The sequence below is a fragment of the Sphingobium bisphenolivorans genome (genome assembly GCF_000412635.1).
Lineage (GTDB): Bacteria > Pseudomonadota > Alphaproteobacteria > Sphingomonadales > Sphingomonadaceae > Sphingobium > Sphingobium bisphenolivorans.
Genome location: NZ_ASTG01000003.1, coordinates 168,180 through 183,502, shown reverse-complemented (window position 1 = coordinate 183,502; position 15,323 = coordinate 168,180). Strand labels below are relative to the sequence as shown.

The window sequence follows — 15,323 nt, the reverse complement described above, 5'->3', positions numbered from 1 at the left end:
AAACGAACGGAATAGCTCGGGCTCGAGCGCGTCCGATCTACGGATCGGCGCTAAGCGGCTCGCCGCCGGAGAGCGTCAGATCAAGCTTTCCCCCACCGTCACCGCGGCGACGTCCCGCAGGGCGGCAAGGTCGGGGATGCGCAGCCATTTGGACTGCAACTCCACCAGCCCCTTGGCCCGCATCGTCTGCAAGGTGCGGTTGACGTGCACCGGGGTCAGGCCGGTGATGTCGGCAATCTCCATCTGCGTCAGCGGCATGGCGCATTGCTGACCATAGGCCAGGCCCGCGTGCCGCATCCGCTCGAACAGTTCGACCAGCAGATGGGCGAGCCGCTCCAGCGCCGTCTTGCGGCCTAGCGTAACCAGCCAGTTGCTTTGCCGCTCGATATGGTCGCCCAGCATCTTCCAGAACTGCTGCTGCCGGTCCGGAGGGAGATGGCTCGGAGATCGGCACGGCATCCTTGCCGCCCTGATGTTGGTCAGCGCCACCACCGGCTGGGTGGGCAGTTTACCCAGCAGCCAGTGCGGCTCGCAATAATCGCCGGGCAGGTACAGCGAGGTGATCTGCCGCCGCCCATCGGACAGGAGGCGATAGCGGCACGCCCAGCCTTCCTGCAGCTGAAACAAGGCTTCAGGCTGTTCATTCTCCCGCGCCAGAAACTGGTGAGGGCGAAAATGGACATGGCTTTCAACCGGCACGACCTGGCTGAACATGGACGACTCCCTGTATGCCCCGGCCGATCAAGATAACGAACTTACGGCAGGGTTAATTCACATAGGTTCTGTTCTGAAGATTTTGCGTCAGGCGGCGTTCAGAAAGCGACGAAGAGATCGGCGCCGGAAATAATGCAGGTTATGCCATATCCGCTGGCATGCCGGAACATCCTTCCGTCCGGATCGCTCTCCATCGCGAGAGGAGCGACCCCTATGAAATATGTAACATCCCTGCTGATTTCGAGCTTCGCCATGCTGCTGCCGGTGGCGGCACAGGCCGAAGCGCCGAACGCTTACCTTGCCAAGGCCGGCGCCAGCGATCTGTTCGAGCAGACGTCGAGCAAGCTCGTCCTGCAAAGCACCAAGGATGCGAAGGTCCGCTCTTTCGCGACGATGATGGTGCAGGATCATGGTAAGAGCACCGCCATGCTGAAGGCGGCCGCCGCCAAGGCGAAGGTCAAGGTCGCGCCGCCCAAGCTGGCAGGCGAACAGCAGATGAAGATAGACGCGCTGACGAAGGCGACCGGCACGGCACGCGACACGCTTTATTGGGAGCAGCAGAAGGCCGCCCATCGGCAGGCGCTTGCGCTCCATCAGGGCTATGCTTCGACCGGAACCGTGCCGTCGCTGAAGACCGCGGCCGGGCAGATCGTGCCGGTGGTCAAGCACCATATCGAGATGCTGGGCGGCGACAAGGGCGGCCACTAATGCCCAAGGATCAGGAAAATTCGCCCGCTCCGGACAAGGAAGAAAGCCGGACGGAGGATGAAAAAGTAACGCAGGCGACGGAGAAGGGCCAGCCGCGAAAGGTCAATCCCCTCGCGCCGCCAATCAACAATCAGGCTGGGAGTTGATGTCATGATGATGGAGCGCCAAGTGCCCGGCTCTCCGGCAAGTCCTGCGGTACCGAGCAATGTCAAGCGGATATCGCTCAAACGGGACATAGAAGTCCAATATTGGTCGCATCGCCTGAACACTTCGCGGGCGTTGCTGGAGGAGGCGGTCGAACATGTCGGCAGCAACGTGAACGCTGTCGCCGACTATCTCTCACAAAGGCAGTAGAGGGCTGCCGTGACCCGGCAAATGCCCCGCCTCTTGCGAAGGAGGCGGGGCCAGTTTGGGTCGCACTGCGGGCAAAGCCCGCACGTCGAATAGCGCACAGGAAGAAAATCGGCGCAATAACAGAGGTCAAAGTCGAACGCGCGGAGTAGCGCGCTGGGAGGCACTACAGCTCTTCTTGCTCGCTTAATATCAACGACTTGCCCTTTGCGAAGTCGGTGGATAAGATTCAGACGTCCAAAGTTTTTTAATTGGACGAAAACGTATTATAGCGGTCTATCCATCAAGCGATTCGCATGCGCTGCTTTTTGGCTCCTCCGCTCGGGAGCAGGATCATTTGAAAGACTTGGTTCCGATGGGAGACTTGCTGCCTTCGACCGGGCGGCGCGAAAGGCCCGTCGCTGCATCGATGCCGTAAAGCGCCGCTGCGGCTTGCAGCAACGACACGGAATAGGCGCCGCGTTCGGCAGGTTGGCGAGTTAGAACTTCTCCAGGCATGACAGCCCCTTTCCCGGCGATAGCCGCCGACTTGGGGAACACGATCCGGCGTTGTCGCCCTGAACCGTGCGCTTTAGCGGTTGGTAACGCGGAGCAAGCTGCTTCCCTATCAAAAGCCGCGGGTCTGTGCCGGTGGGGTCCACCCGACGCACGACCAATGCGTCGTTCAGTCGTACTCTACTTAGACGATAGAGAAATACGGACACAGCAAATTTTGCTTGGCCGCTCGCAAGCTCCGCTGTGCACGCGTGAGGATAACCCCAAGCGGAGCGCCATTGCCATCGGTGGCACAAGTGGCTACGAGCGAGCAAAGGAGATTGCGATGCCTGACCTTGACCTGCCCAATCCGCTTGACCCAGCTTCTGGCGAAAAGGCCGCACCCCGCCTCTCTACTGCCACCATTCCCTTCCTCGCTCTGGAAGTGAAGCGCCCTGCCTATAACCGATCGGGCGTCGCCAATGGCGTGCTTCATTTTGGTCCGGGTGCCTTTCATCGCGCGCATCAGGCCGCCGCTTTCGACGCCTTGCTCGCGCATGATCCCCGCTGGGGCATCACGGGTGTCAGCCTGCATTCGACGCAGGTTGCGCAAGCCCTGAACCCACAGGACGGACTCTACAGCCTCGCGTTGCTGGATGAGGAGCCGGGCCTGCAGATCATCGGCTCCCTCACGCGCATTCTCACGGGGTCGCAGGGGAAGGCGGTCATGGAAGCGATGACCTCGCCCGAGTTGCGCATCATCAGTTCGACGGTGACGGAGAAGGGCTATTGCCTCGGTCCCGACGGCCGACTGGACGAGCAGCACCCCGACATTCGAAGCGACCTCGCCGACCTATCTTCTCCCCGCTCCTTCATCGGCTGGCTGGCGTCGGGCCTTGCGGAACGGCGCAGGCGCGGGCTTCCCGGCGCCACGATCCTTTCCTGCGACAATCTGACCGACAACGGTCGGAAGCTGGGTGCGGCGGTGATCGACTTCGCATCGATGCGCGACCCGGACACCGCGCGCTGGATAGAGGACCATGTGCGCTTTCCCAACGCGATGGTGGATTCGATCACGCCGGCAACGGATCAGGATTTGCGCCGAAAGGTCGCGCAATCACTCGGCCTGACCGACGCATGGCCGATCCAGCGGGAGCGGTTCACCCAGTGGGTGATCGAGGATGATTTCGTCGACGAGCGGCCGGCGCTCGACGTGGCGGGCGTCACCTTCACCAAAGACGTGCACCCTTTCGAAGCGGCCAAGCTGCGGCTGCTGAACGGCGCGCATTCGACCCTGGCCTATGTCGGCCTGCTGCGCGGTCACCGGACGGTGGCGCAGGCCATGACCGATGAATGGCTCGCCCGCTTCGTGGAACGGCTGATGCGGGAGGATATCGTTCCGACATTGAAGCCGCCTGCCGGACTGGACCTCGACATCTATATATCGGACGTGCTCCGCCGCTTCCGCAATCCGGCGATCGAGCACCTGCTGTCGCAGATTGCATGGGACGGATCGCAAAAGCTGCCCTACCGCCTACTTGGCACGATCAGGGACAGGCTGGCATCCGGCGGCGAGATCCAGCGGTTGATCCTGCCGATCGCCGCCTGGCTCCGCTTCATCGCCCATGCGGCGCGTCATGATCTGACGATCACCGATCCGCTGGCCGACCGCCTGCTTGCGGCTGGCGACGATTGGCAGGCGATCGTCGCCATGCCGGAAATATTCGGTGACCTTGCTGGCAGTCCTGTTCTGGTTCAGCCGCTGACATCGTCGTTCAAGACTTTGGACGATTTAAGATCCGCGACATAACTTACCAAAGACTAACCACAAAATTGATGGTTAACGCGGTTTTCCATTGAACGATTCCTGCGCCGGTCAGTTTGCGCAGAAGGATCAAATGGATCGATCCCGATAAAGGCAAACCGGTGGTGACGCCGGGACGCAAAGCCTCCGGCCTTGGTGGCAAGGTAGCGGGGCTGCCGAAGGGCCGAGATTCCTGTGGAGTGCGCCTGTCGCCTTGGGCCATGTTGCGCATTCCCGGACGGGCCCTCGCTGGGCAGCCCTCCTGTCGCTTCCGGGCATGGACATGACAGGAGAAAGCCAGTGATGTCGTTCAATCAGAAATCATCTCAGGGCAGGTTGCTCGCGCTATCAGCCTGCTCCACGCTTGTTCTGCTGCTTAGCGCCTGTGAAAGCAGCGGCGGCTTTCGCGTCGCCAGCGTTGGCACCCCCGGCGCCGGGAGTGGCAGCAGCGGGTCAGGCAGCGCCGGCACCGGCAGCGATACGGGCGGCACCGGTGGCGGTACAAGCAGCGGCGGAACGGCCGGAGGCAGCGGCGGCGGCAGCGGTGCCGGGTCGGGCACGGGCGGCACGGGCACTGGCACTGGCACTGGCGGAACTGGTGCCGGCGGCGGGACGGGCACCGGCACAGGAGGCGGCACGACGACCGCCTCGGCACTTCAGCAGCTTTCTCCGGTTCTGACGACCGCAGGCAATGCCGTCCTCGGCGTCGCCGATGCCCAAGGCAATGTCACGACCCCGATCGCTACAGCCCTGCCCGTGACACAGCCGGTCACCGGCACCATCACCCGCGTGCTGACCGATACCGGTACCGTGCTGGTCGACGCCGGAGCGGGACGCACCCTGCTGTTGCAGGGCGCCCAAGGCGTGGTCGGCGACCTCGTGTCGATCGACCTGGGCGGGCGGACGGTGACGACCGGCCTCGACGGGACGACCGGAGCCATTGGCGCTGGTGTGCTGGGCGATACCCAGCCGACAGGAACCATCGCGACACTGGGCGTTCTCAACGCGGGCAATACAGCGCTCGCGACCGTCAACGGCATAGCCGATGTCCAGGTGACAAACGTGACCTCCCCGACCGGCGGGCTTGCGGACAATCTGCTCAACGTGGCGCTCGGCGGCAATCAGCTGCTGGGGAGCGGCGATCCGGCGCTGGTCAATGCCAATATCCTCCCGGCCGGCGTCCCCACGCCAGGAACCGGTACAACCGGCGGGCTCCTCGCACCCGTCAGTGGAGTGGTCGATGCGGTCGGGTCCACGGTCCAGAATGTGACCGGCGGCGCCCTTGCCCCCATCGGTGTCAGTGCTGACGCCTCCGCCAGCGGCGGCACGACGGCGAGCGCGGACGCCACCGCCAGCCCCGGCGGCCTGCTGGCCCCCGTGACCGGCACCGTCAGCGGCACGCTGAATACCCTGACCAGCGGGCTTAATCTCACCCGCTGATCCAACTGGGCCGGGGCGCAAGGGCAATGGTCCGCGTCCCGGCCCACTTCTTGACGGGAACCCCGCTCCTATGCTGCTTGCCCTTGCCACGCTGCCGTTCCTGACGGCGGCGCAACCCCCTTCCGCCACGCTGGCCCCGCCCCTGATTGAGCAGCGCGATCAGTCCCCCGCCTTGCCCGATGCGAATACGCCGCCCCGCACCTCGCCCGACGCCGCCATCGCCGTCGACGCGGAAAACAACGCGGTCGCCATTCGCGGTATCGACTTTGTCGGGGTGGAAGCACCCGAGCCCGTTGCGCAGGCAGCCCGCCAGTATCTCGGCAGGCCCGCTTCCCGCCAGACGCTCGACGCGCTCGCCAAGTCCATCGCCCAAGCCTATGCGCAGAGCGATATCGCGCTCTACACGGTCGCGATCCCGCAACAGGATCTGTCCGGCGGTCAAGTGAAGGTCCTGCTGGCTGAAGGCTTTGTCGAGGACATCGTCTATCCCAATGGCGCCAGCCCGCTGATCCGTGCCTATGCCGAACATATGCGCGCGGAAAGGCCGCTCACCCGCCGCGCGCTGGAACGCTATCTCTCGCTGATGCGCGACATTCCGGGCGCGAAGGTCGACGTCGCCCTGCTGCGCGGCACGAAGCCGGGCGGCGTCAGGCTCTCCATCACGCCGCAGCGCAAGCCGTTCGACTTCAGCTTCGGGATCGACAATCGCACCCAGAGCGGCCTTGGCAGCGGGCAGCTGCGGGCGAGCGCGCAGGCGAACAGCCTGCTGCGCGACGGCGACCGCACCGATCTCGTCCTGCTGAGCGCGATCGACTTCAAACGCTATCAATATGCAGGCCTCAGCCATCAAACGCCGCTCGGGTCGGATGGGCTGACGCTCGGCCTCTCCGCTTCCTGGCTGAAGACGCGGCTCAAGAATTTTCCGGTGAAGGGGGAAGCCAAGACACTGGGCGCATCGGTCAGCTATCCCGTCATCCGGGGCTACAAACGGAACCTGACCATCAGCGCTGGTCTGGACGGGCTGAACAGCGATGCGGCCTTCCTGGGTGCCGTGCTTTCCTCCGATCACATCCGCACGGCGCGCGCGGCGATCGGCTATTCGATGATCGGTGACAAGAGCGTGCTGAGCGCCGGCATGACCGTGGCGCGGGGCCTCGACATATTGAACGCGCGCGGTACGCCGGGCTTTACCGACACCGTCTTCACCAAGCTCACTGCTCGCGCCGGCTATGATCGAATGCTCGGCAAGCAATTTGTCGGGCGGCTGCGCGTCACCGGCCAATATAGCGCGGACCGCCTTTCGGGCAGCGAGCGCCTTCCCATCGGCGGTCCGGAATATGGCCGCGCCTTTGACACGGCCTTGCTGAGCGGCGACAAGGGCGCGGCGGGATCGCTGGAACTTGCCTACCGGCCGACGCTGCCGCCCAAGTTCAAGGGCAGCGAGATTTATGGCTTTATCGACGGCGCCAGCGTTCATGTAAAAGAACGCAGAAACTTCGCCGGAGCCGAATATAGCCTCGCTTCGGCAGGCGGAGGCGTAAGGCTGTCCTATAATTCTCAAGCATCCCTAACAGTCGAAGGGGCAAGAGTGATAAAGGAGCCATATGATGAAATTGGCGGGTGGCGGCTTAATATTGGATGGCAGATCAAGATGCGGCGCTAGCGTTTATCGTATGGACAAACATTATCTATTCTAAAATGGTAGATTACTGATATAACATTCGATATATAACCTCCGCCTTCAGCAATCATCTTGCAAATTATCCTTTCGTTAACCCCGAGAACTTAGAAGAACTCCCGAGCGGAGGAGGCTTCTGTAATGGGGCGCGGGATGATTTGGCGGCTGTTGCGGGACAAGTCCGGCAACATGCTGATGCTTGCGGGGGCATCCTTGCCGGTCCTGATGGGCGCGGCGGGTCTTGCCACCGATACCGTCCAATGGACCTTGTGGAAGCGCCAGCTTCAGCGGGAGGCGGATTCCGCCGCGCTCGCCGGCGCCTACGCCGTCGCGCAGAACTACAGCGCATCGGACAGCGCCACCGCCGACATCGGCCGCCTGTCGCTCATCACCCTCTCCCAGACGCCGGTGATTGAAAATGCGCCGACCACCGGCTCTTACGCCGGCAATAACAAGGCCGTGCGCGTCGTCCTTCAGGCGACGCAGGCGCTGCCCTTCTCCAAATTGCTGGGCATCACCGCGCCGGTCCTGACGGCTGAGGCGACGGCGGCTGTGGTCCAGGGCGGCACCTATTGCGCCTGGGCGAGCGAGAGCACGACGACTGCCGGCATCGTCATGCAGGGCAACGCCACAGTCGATCTGGGCTGCGGCATGATCACCAATTCCCGCGCCGCGAACGCGGTCACGGCGGGCGGCAGCAGCAGCATCCTGGCGACGCCGGTCGCGGCGGTCGGCGGCCTTCAGACCAGCAGCAACTATGCGTCGGGCACGACGCTGCAACCCTATAGCCTCCCCCAGTCCGACCCCTATGCCGCGCTGCCGACGCCTAGCCCCACGGGCTGCGGCGGTAAATTCTCCGTCAACTCGAACAACAGCGCCACCGTCAGCCCCGGCTGCTACAAGGGCTTCGACATCAAGGGCACGCTCACCATGGCGCCCGGCATCTATTATGTCGACGGCAGCAGCTTCAGCGTCGGCGCGCAGGCGGTGCTGAGCGGCACGGGCGTCACGATCATTCTCACCAGCAGCAACGCGGCCACCACTCCCAGCCAGATCGCCACGCTGGACATGAATGGCGGCGCGACCGTCAACCTGTCCGCCACCACCAGCGGCACCTATGCCGGCATACTCTTCTATCAGGACCGCCGCGCGCTGGATTCGGGCATCAACAAGGTGAACGGCAACGCCAGCTCCTCTTTCCAGGGCGCCTTCTACACCCTGTCCCAGGAACTGCAGTTCAGCGGCACATCGGGCATGACAACCGACTGTATCCAGATCGCCAGCCGGCGCATCACCTTCATCGGCAACAGCAGCATCACGAACAACTGCCCTCCCGGCTCGGGAGCGGGCGGCTTCACCGGCACCCGCGTGAGGCTGGTGGGATGAGACTGCTCTTCTTCCTTCGCAAGCTGGTGATCGACCAAAAGGGCACGAGCGTCCTTGAACTCGCGCTCATCCTGCCGGTGCTGGCGATGCTGACCTTCGTCGCGGCGGACATCGCCATGGCTTTCAAGGCGAAGATCACGCTGCAACGCGCCGCCGAACGCGCGGGCCAGATGGCCACCAGCGGCGGTTACAACAGCACGGCCTATCAAAATCTCGCGGCCGACGCGGCCAGCGCGGCGGGTGTCTCCTCCAGCAATGTCACCGTCACGGACACGCTGTTGTGCGATGGCACCGCGCAGGCGGCGACCACCCCGTGCGCCGCCGGACAGCAGATCAGCCGCTATGTCGGGATCACCGTCAACGGCACCTACATGCCGATGTTCGCCGGCCTGCTGCCGGGCAGCCGCTGGTCCTCGGGTCAGGGCGTCGCGCTGACCGGCGCCGCTTCGGTGCGCCTGCAATGAGGCGCCTTCTGCGCAACCAGCGCGGCGCGGCCGCGATCGAATTCGGCCTCGCCCTGCCGCCCTTCATCATTCTGCTGATGGGCGCGATCCAGCTTGGCATCGTCGCCTGCGCCCGCACCGGCCTTCAGCACGCAGTGGACGAGGGTGCGCGCTATGCCGCCATCTATCCGACGCCGACCGACAGCGCGATCATCGCCCGCGTCAGTTCGCGCGAGTTTGGCCTCGACCCCGCCTATGTCAACGATCCGACGATATCGCACGGCACGCAATATGGCATCCCCTATACGGAAATCACCATGACCTATTCGCGGCCGCTCGACTTCCTGCTGTTTAGGACGCCGCCCGTTTCAGTGAGCTACACCCGGCGGACCTATTAAGCACGGCAGCCTCCTGCGCCGCCAGCAAACCTGAAACCCGTTCCAACAGGCTCGCCCGGTTGAACGGCTTGTTGAGCAGCGGCCGCCCGCAATAATCCGCCGGCAGATGCTCCGGCCCATAGCCCGACACGAACAGGAAGGGGATGCCGCGCCGGTCCAGCGCCTCGGCGATCGGATCGACCGGCTGCCCCTGCAAATTGCCGTCCAGGATCGCCACGTCGAAATCCAGTGTCTCGATCGCCTCCCTCGCCTCCGACAGGGTGCCGGCCGTGCCGACGACGCGTGCGCCTGCATCCTCCAGCAGGTCCGACACCTCGAACGCGATCAGCGGCTCATCCTCGACCACCAGGAAATCCAGGCCCGCCAGCGTCGCGTGGCTGCTGAGAGCCTGCCCCACGAAATTGGTCACGGCCGCGTCTCTTGCCTCGACGCGCGGCGCAACGGCGCGCGACGCTTCCGTCAGCGGCAGGTCCATATGCCAGATCACCCCTTCGGGCGGATAGCTCGCCGCGACCACCCCGCCCTCCGCCGACAGGCTGCGCTCCACCAGCACGGTGCCGAAGCCCTTGCGCGTGGGTGGCGTCACGACCGGCCCTCCGCTCTCGCGCCAGTTCAGCTGCAACCGCCCCTCGCTCGGGGTCCAGTCGATATAGACATGCCCCGCATCATTTGAGAGCGCGCCATATTTGGCGGCGTTGGTCCCCAGTTCATGCAGGATCAGCGCGAGATGCAGCGCCAGATTGGGCGGCAGCTCGATCGGCGGTCCCGAAATCGTGCAGCGCCCTTCGTCCAGCGTGCCGAGGTCCAACTGATCCTGCACCAGCTGCGACAGGCTGGCGCTCTGCCAGGTCTGGTTGCTCAGCAGCGAGTGGGCGCGGGCCAGCGCCTGCAGCCGCCCGGTAAAGGTATCCACGAACTCCGACGGGTCCGGCGCGCCCTTCAGCGTCTGCGAAGCGATCGCCTGCACTGATGCCAGCGTATTCTTCACCCGATGGTTGAGCTCGCCGATCAGCAGATGCTGCGTCTCCTCCGCGCGGCTGCGTTCGGTGATGTCGAGGATCTGCACCGTGACGGACGCCGGCCGCCTGTTACGATCCAGCAGCAGCGAATAATAAAATTCGCACTCCAGCGCTGCTCCTTCGCGGCGCAGCACCTGATGCACCTGCATATCGCGATGTTCGCCGCCAAGCGTCAGGGCGGCGACATGCCGCGCCACCGCCTCGGCGACCGGCTGCCCCATCCATCCCAACTCGCTCGCCCGCCGCCCCAGCACTTCGTCTGCCGGCCAGCCGAACAGCCGTTCCGCGCCCTTGGTCCAGCCGATGATCGTCAGGTCCGGCTCGAACTCCACGATGGCAAGCGGGCTATTGTCGCGATGGGCGTTCAGCCGGTCCAGCGTGGAAGAAAGCACCGCCGCCGTCTCGCGCAGTTCGTCGCGCTGTTCCGCCAAAATCTGCCGCTGGCGGCTGAGTTCGAAGAACACCTCCGCCTTGCTGGTCAGCATGCGGGTGTCGATCGGCTTGAACAGATAGTCGACCGCGCCCGTTTCATATCCGCGAAAGCGCCGCTGCTCGTCCGTCGCAACGGCCGTCAGGAAGATGATCGGGATTGAGCGCGTGCGCTCGGTCGAGCGCATGATCTCCGCCAGTTCGAAGCCGTCCATGTCAGGCATCTGCACGTCCAGCAGGGCCAGCGCGAAATCATGTTCGAGCATCAGTTCGAGCGCTTCCGCCCCGGAACGCGCCTTGAACAGCATCAGCCCGTCGCGCGCCAGCAGCGCTTCCAGCGCCACCAGATTCTGCGGCACGTCATCGACCAGCAGGAATTTGACCGTCACGTCAGATGACATGGGCAGCCTCCTGCCCGATCTTGTTCATCACATTCATTCGATAGATGCGCTCCTGCGGGGCAAATTCGCCAAACTGCGCGGCATGGGCGGAAAAGCGCAGCGTCTCCTTCGATCCCAGCCCCAGAAAGCCGCCGCGCACCAGAGAGTCGCGGAACAGGCCGATCGCACGATCCTGCAACGGCCGGTCGAAATAGATCAGCACGTTGCGGCAGGATATCAGGTGAATCTCGCCGAACACCTGATCGCTGACCAGGCTATGTTCGGCGAACAGGGTGCGCTCGCGCAGGCTCGGGTCGAACCGCGCCGCGCCATAGGCCGCGACATAATATTCGCTCAGCGAACATCGCGCACCCGACGCCCGATGGTTGGCGGTAAAGCCCGGTATCCGCTCCAGATCGTAGATCCCCGCCTCCGCCTTGCGCAGCGCCGCCGGGCTGATGTCCGTCGCGTAGAAGAGCGTGCGGTTGGCTAGCCCCTCCTCCCGGAACAGGATGGAGAGCGAATAGAGCTCCTCCCCCGTGCTGCACCCCGCCACCCACACCTTGAGCGAGGGGAAGGTCGCCAGATGCGGCAGCACCGTTTCGCGCAGGGCGCGATAATAGGCCGGGTCACGGAACATCTCGCTGACATGGATGGTGAGGAAGCTCATCAGTTCCGGCAGGATCGCCGGTTCATGCAGCATCCGGTGCTGGAGCATCGACAGGCTCTCGCACCCGAAATGCTGTTGTGCACGCTGCATCCGGCGCAGGATCGATCCGCGGGAATAGCCGCGAAAGTCGAACTGATAATGGCGCCAGAGCGTCTCCAGCAGCCCGTCCAGTTCCAGCGCTGGCAGCGCGTCCTCCGGACCGATCTCGATATCCAGCGGCACCGCCATCAGCGCGGCATCCAGACACGAACCAGGCTCAGCAGCTTGTCGATATCCAGCGGCTTGGCGAGATAGTCGTTCGCGCCGGCAGCGATGCAATGCGCCTGATCCTGCGGCGTGGCCTTGGCCGTCAGGGTAATGATCGGCAGGTCGCGCCAGGCCGGGTTCGCCCGGATCTCCCGCGTGGCGGTGAGGCCGTCCATCTCCGGCATCATCACGTCCATCAGCACCAGATCGATCGGCGCGCCGTCATCCTGCCTCAGCCGCTTCAGCGCCTCGGCCCCGTTGCGCGCAATGTGGACGGTCGCGCCATGCGGCTCGAACAGGCTGGTCAGCGCATAGATGTTGCGCACATCATCCTCGGCGACGAGGATATGCCGCCCCTCAAGCAGCGCGTCGCGGTTGAGCGCGGTCGCCAGCATCGCCTGCTGCCGCTCCGGCAGTTCGGACACGACCTGGTGCAGGAACAGCGTCACCTCGTCCAGCAGCCGTTCGGGTGACTTGGCGCCCTTGATGATGATCGACTTGCTATATTTGCGCAGGCGCAATTCCTCGTCCGCCGACAGGTCGCGGCCGGTATAGACGATCACCGGCGGGAAGCTGAGCGCCTCATCCTCGCTCAGCTTCTCCAGCAGTTCGAACCCGGACGCATCGGGCAGGTTGAGGTCGAGCACCATGCAGTCGAACGTCTCGCGCCCCAGCAACTCCATGCAGTTCGCCGCGCTCTTCGCCTCCACCGCCTCGACATCGCGGGTGGCGAGCAGCAGCCGCAGGCTCTCGCGCTGGGTCGCGTCATCCTCGACCAGCAGCACGCGCCGCATGCGCTGGGCGAAGCGCTGCTCCAGCCCCTCCAGCACATGGGCCAGTTCCTCGCGCTTCACCGGCTTGAACATATAGCCGACCGCGCCATAGGAGAGCGCTGCATGGGTGTGGTCCGCGACCGATACGACATGGACCGGGATATGCCGCGTGTTGACGTCGCGCTTCAGCCGGTCGAGCACGGACAGACCGCTATGATCGGGCAACCCCATGTCGAGGATGATCGCCTGCGGAATATATTGCCGCGCCAGGACCACGCCCTCGTCGGCCGTCTCGGCGAGCAGACACTGGAACCCCATCTCCCGCGCCAGATCGCGCAGGATGCGGGCGAAGGCCGGATCATCCTCCACGAACAGGATGACGCGGCTGTCCCCCGTCAACGCCTCGCGGTCGTCCTCGACCGACCTTGCCCTCACCGGCCCCAGGTCGGTGCGGGTGGCGATCACCGGCACCGTTTCTCGCGCGGCGGGCCGATAGGCCGGCAGTGGAGCCACGGGCAGATCGGCGCGGAAATTGCGCGGCAGTGTCAGCGTGAAGGCGCTGCCCTCCCCGCTCGCGCTCACCAGCGCGATGTCGCCGCCCAGCAGCTTCGCCAGTTCGCGCGAGATCGAAAGGCCAAGCCCGGTGCCGCCATATTTGCGGCTGACCGACCCGTCCGCCTGCCGAAACGGTTCGAAGATCGACTGCTGCTGTTCCGCCGGGATGCCGATGCCGGTATCGCGCACGGTGAAGGCGATGGCATCGTCGCTCGCCGCCGCGATGCTCAGCATCACCTCGCCCTGCCCGGTGAACTTGATCGCGTTCGACAGGAAATTCTTGAGGATCTGCTCCAGCCGGTGCGGGTCCGTCTCGATGTCGGCGGGGGCGTCCTGCGCGATATGGGTGCGCAGCATCAGCCCCTTCTGCGCGGCGCCCGGCTCCAGCAGCGTCCGCAGCTTGTCGACCATCGGCGCGATCCGGGTCCGCCGCGTCTGCAGGTCGACATGCCCCGCCTCGATCTTGGAAATATCGAGGATATCGTTGATCAGGTGCAGCAGGTCGTTGCCCGACGTCTCGATCGTCTCGGCATGGCGCACCTGCTCCGCCGACAGATTGCCCTGCCGATTGTCGGCCAGCAGCCGCGCCATGATGAGCAGCGAATTGAGCGGCGTGCGCAGCTCATGGCTCATATTGGCGAGGAATTCGGACTTGTAGCGGCTCGCCTGTTCAAGGTCGCTCGCCTGCGCCTGCAGGCTGGTCTGCGCGCGGGCGAGATCGTCGCGCTGCATCTCCAGCTGCTGGGTCTGCTCCTCCAGCTGTGCGTTGGTCTGCTCCAGTTCGGCCTGCTGCCGTTCCAGCTCCGCCTGCGATTGCAGCAGCTCCTGGCTCTGCTCCTCCAGCTCCTCGTTGGCGCTGCGCAGTTCATCGCTCTGCGCCTGCAGTTCCTCGGCCTGCGCCTGCGTTTCCTCCAGTAGCTCCTGCAAGCGCTCGCGATAGCGCGCCGCGCGGATCGCCTTGCCGATGCCCTCGCTCGCGCGCGTCAGCAATTCCGTGGCGCGCTCGTCCGGCGGCGCGGCAAAGCCCAGTTCGATCAGCGCTACCGCATGATCATCAGCGGACGCGGGCGCGACCAGCATCATGCGCGGCGCCGCCGAACCCAGGCTGGAGCCATAGTGCAGATAGCTGTCGGGCACCGGCCCGATCTCGATGATGCGGTTCTCGCTGATCGCGACCCCCAGCAGCCCGTCCGCCGCGCTGGTGGAGGCGATGATCTCCGCGCTCGCCGGCACGCCATGGCTCGCCTGCCGCCGGAACGCCTTGCCATCCTCCACGAACAGCACCGCGGCTTGCGCGCCGGTCCGCTCCGCCAGATAGCTGATGATCCCCTGCCCCAGCGCGTCCATCGTGCGCTCCCCCGCCATCGCGCGGCTGAGGCCCAGCTGGCTCATCTGCAGCCACTCCTCTCGTCGGATCGCCAGCCGGTTGCGGATGAAGAGATAGCCGATCCCCCCCAACATCCAGGCGGTGATCGCGCCCAGCGTCCGGTTGATTTGCGCCACCGTGGGGTCGATCCCGCTGCCGGCCAGCAGGAAGCCGGCGATCATCAGCAGCGTCGAACAAGCCGCCAGCACCGGCGGGATGATCGGCCGCGACGCCAGATAGGACAGCACGATCGGGAACAGGTAAAGCACCCACACCGCCATGCCGAGCGGCAAGGACAGGTCCGCCGCGAACGGAACCAGCATCAACAAAATGAGCGCAGCGTTCAATAATGTGGCGTATCGGGCGGGCGCATGCCCCGACAAGGACGGCATATCCTATAATTACTCTTCAACTCGACGCCCCCCGCGACGGGCGCGTTATTGCAGCCTCCTTGGCTGACTGCAAGGGGCGCGGTTACCGATGCTCCCT

At 64.6% G+C, this 15,323-nt stretch carries 13 protein-coding genes and 1 riboswitch; of the genes, 9 read left to right on the top strand and 4 right to left on the bottom strand.

Annotation, left to right across the window (positions count from 1 at the left end; all coding sequences use genetic code 11):
- Window positions 1-75 precede the first annotated feature (75 nt).
- The gene (locus tag L858_RS0103165; protein WP_022681696.1) at window positions 76-714 is read right to left on the bottom strand and encodes a Crp/Fnr family transcriptional regulator; all 639 of its coding nucleotides are present in this window, start codon (window positions 712-714) and stop codon (window positions 76-78) included.
- Between the two features lie 213 nt (window positions 715-927).
- Between L858_RS0103165 and L858_RS0103155 the strand changes: the two genes are divergently transcribed.
- The 9 genes from L858_RS0103155 (at window position 928) to L858_RS0103110 (ending at window position 9,396) form a co-directional block, all read left to right on the top strand.
- Window positions 928-1,422 carry a DUF4142 domain-containing protein gene (locus L858_RS0103155; RefSeq protein ID WP_022681695.1) on the top strand — a complete coding sequence of 165 codons (495 nt, stop codon included), beginning with the start codon at window positions 928-930 and terminating at the stop codon, window positions 1,420-1,422.
- The gene (locus L858_RS21890; RefSeq protein ID WP_022681694.1) at window positions 1,422-1,568 is read left to right on the top strand and encodes a hypothetical protein; all 147 of its coding nucleotides are present in this window, start codon (window positions 1,422-1,424) and stop codon (window positions 1,566-1,568) included. Before L858_RS0103155 ends, L858_RS21890 begins: the two co-directional genes overlap by 1 nt.
- Window positions 1,569-1,572: 4 nt before the next feature.
- A complete protein-coding gene (locus tag L858_RS0103145; protein ID WP_022681693.1) occupies window positions 1,573-1,776 on the top strand; it encodes a DUF3606 domain-containing protein in 204 nt (67 codons plus the stop codon).
- 817 nt (window positions 1,777-2,593) lie between these two features.
- Window positions 2,594-4,057 carry a mannitol dehydrogenase family protein gene (locus L858_RS0103135; RefSeq protein ID WP_022681691.1) on the top strand — a complete coding sequence of 488 codons (1,464 nt, stop codon included), beginning with the start codon at window positions 2,594-2,596 and terminating at the stop codon, window positions 4,055-4,057.
- A gap of 97 nt (window positions 4,058-4,154) precedes the next feature.
- A riboswitch (cyclic di-GMP riboswitch) is annotated at window positions 4,155-4,232 on the top strand.
- Between the two features lie 119 nt (window positions 4,233-4,351).
- Window positions 4,352-5,491, top strand: a complete 1,140-nt coding sequence (locus L858_RS20910) for a hypothetical protein (RefSeq protein ID WP_152639759.1) — start codon at window positions 4,352-4,354, stop codon at window positions 5,489-5,491.
- Window positions 5,492-5,561: 70 nt separating this feature from the next.
- Complete coding sequence (locus L858_RS0103125; protein ID WP_022681689.1) at window positions 5,562-7,154, top strand: ShlB/FhaC/HecB family hemolysin secretion/activation protein; 1,593 nt, start codon at window positions 5,562-5,564, stop codon at window positions 7,152-7,154.
- Between the two features lie 156 nt (window positions 7,155-7,310).
- Window positions 7,311-8,555 (top strand): pilus assembly protein TadG-related protein, encoded by a 1,245-nt coding sequence (locus L858_RS0103120; protein WP_028055750.1) that lies wholly within the window; start codon window positions 7,311-7,313, stop codon window positions 8,553-8,555.
- Entirely contained in the window at window positions 8,552-9,019 is a 468-nt protein-coding gene (locus L858_RS0103115; protein ID WP_022681687.1) for a TadE/TadG family type IV pilus assembly protein, read from the top strand. The genes L858_RS0103120 and L858_RS0103115 overlap by 4 nt, the downstream gene beginning before the upstream one ends.
- Entirely contained in the window at window positions 9,016-9,396 is a 381-nt protein-coding gene (locus L858_RS0103110; protein ID WP_022681686.1) for a TadE/TadG family type IV pilus assembly protein, read from the top strand. The genes L858_RS0103115 and L858_RS0103110 overlap by 4 nt, the downstream gene beginning before the upstream one ends.
- Here the strand turns inward: L858_RS0103110 and L858_RS19505 are convergent.
- Genes L858_RS19505 through L858_RS0103095 form a run of 3 tightly spaced genes read right to left on the bottom strand, consistent with a single transcriptional unit; the run spans window position 9,350 to window position 15,226 of the window.
- Window positions 9,350-11,245, bottom strand: a complete 1,896-nt coding sequence (locus tag L858_RS19505) for a response regulator (protein WP_022681685.1) — start codon at window positions 11,243-11,245, stop codon at window positions 9,350-9,352. The genes L858_RS0103110 and L858_RS19505 overlap by 47 nt on opposite strands.
- Window positions 11,235-12,122: a CheR family methyltransferase gene (locus L858_RS0103100; RefSeq protein WP_022681684.1), complete on the bottom strand. Its 888-nt coding sequence runs from the start codon at window positions 12,120-12,122 to the stop codon at window positions 11,235-11,237. The genes L858_RS19505 and L858_RS0103100 overlap by 11 nt, the downstream gene beginning before the upstream one ends.
- The gene (locus L858_RS0103095; RefSeq protein WP_028055747.1) at window positions 12,122-15,226 is read right to left on the bottom strand and encodes a response regulator; all 3,105 of its coding nucleotides are present in this window, start codon (window positions 15,224-15,226) and stop codon (window positions 12,122-12,124) included. The genes L858_RS0103100 and L858_RS0103095 overlap by 1 nt, the downstream gene beginning before the upstream one ends.
- Between the last annotated feature and the right edge of the window lie 97 nt (window positions 15,227-15,323).

What these genes read in the sequence shown, in the direction of transcription:
- L858_RS0103110 (WP_022681686.1), top strand. Translation starts at nt 9,016, where the DNA reads ATGAGGCGCCTTCTGCGCAACCAGCGCGGCGCGGCCGCGATCGAATTC.
- L858_RS0103135 (WP_022681691.1), top strand. Translation starts at nt 2,594, where the DNA reads ATGCCTGACCTTGACCTGCCCAATCCGCTTGACCCAGCTTCTGGCGAA.
- L858_RS0103100 (WP_022681684.1), bottom strand. Translation starts at nt 12,122, where the DNA reads ATGGCGGTGCCGCTGGATATCGAGATCGGTCCGGAGGACGCGCTGCCA.
- L858_RS0103165 (WP_022681696.1), bottom strand. Translation starts at nt 714, where the DNA reads ATGTTCAGCCAGGTCGTGCCGGTTGAAAGCCATGTCCATTTTCGCCCT.
- L858_RS0103095 (WP_028055747.1), bottom strand. Translation starts at nt 15,226, where the DNA reads ATGCCGTCCTTGTCGGGGCATGCGCCCGCCCGATACGCCACATTATTG.
- L858_RS0103155 (WP_022681695.1), top strand. Translation starts at nt 928, where the DNA reads ATGAAATATGTAACATCCCTGCTGATTTCGAGCTTCGCCATGCTGCTG.
- L858_RS0103145 (WP_022681693.1), top strand. Translation starts at nt 1,573, where the DNA reads ATGATGATGGAGCGCCAAGTGCCCGGCTCTCCGGCAAGTCCTGCGGTA.
- L858_RS0103115 (WP_022681687.1), top strand. Translation starts at nt 8,552, where the DNA reads ATGAGACTGCTCTTCTTCCTTCGCAAGCTGGTGATCGACCAAAAGGGC.
- L858_RS19505 (WP_022681685.1), bottom strand. Translation starts at nt 11,245, where the DNA reads ATGTCATCTGACGTGACGGTCAAATTCCTGCTGGTCGATGACGTGCCG.
- L858_RS0103125 (WP_022681689.1), top strand. Translation starts at nt 5,562, where the DNA reads ATGCTGCTTGCCCTTGCCACGCTGCCGTTCCTGACGGCGGCGCAACCC.
- L858_RS21890 (WP_022681694.1), top strand. Translation starts at nt 1,422, where the DNA reads ATGCCCAAGGATCAGGAAAATTCGCCCGCTCCGGACAAGGAAGAAAGC.
- L858_RS0103120 (WP_028055750.1), top strand. Translation starts at nt 7,311, where the DNA reads ATGGGGCGCGGGATGATTTGGCGGCTGTTGCGGGACAAGTCCGGCAAC.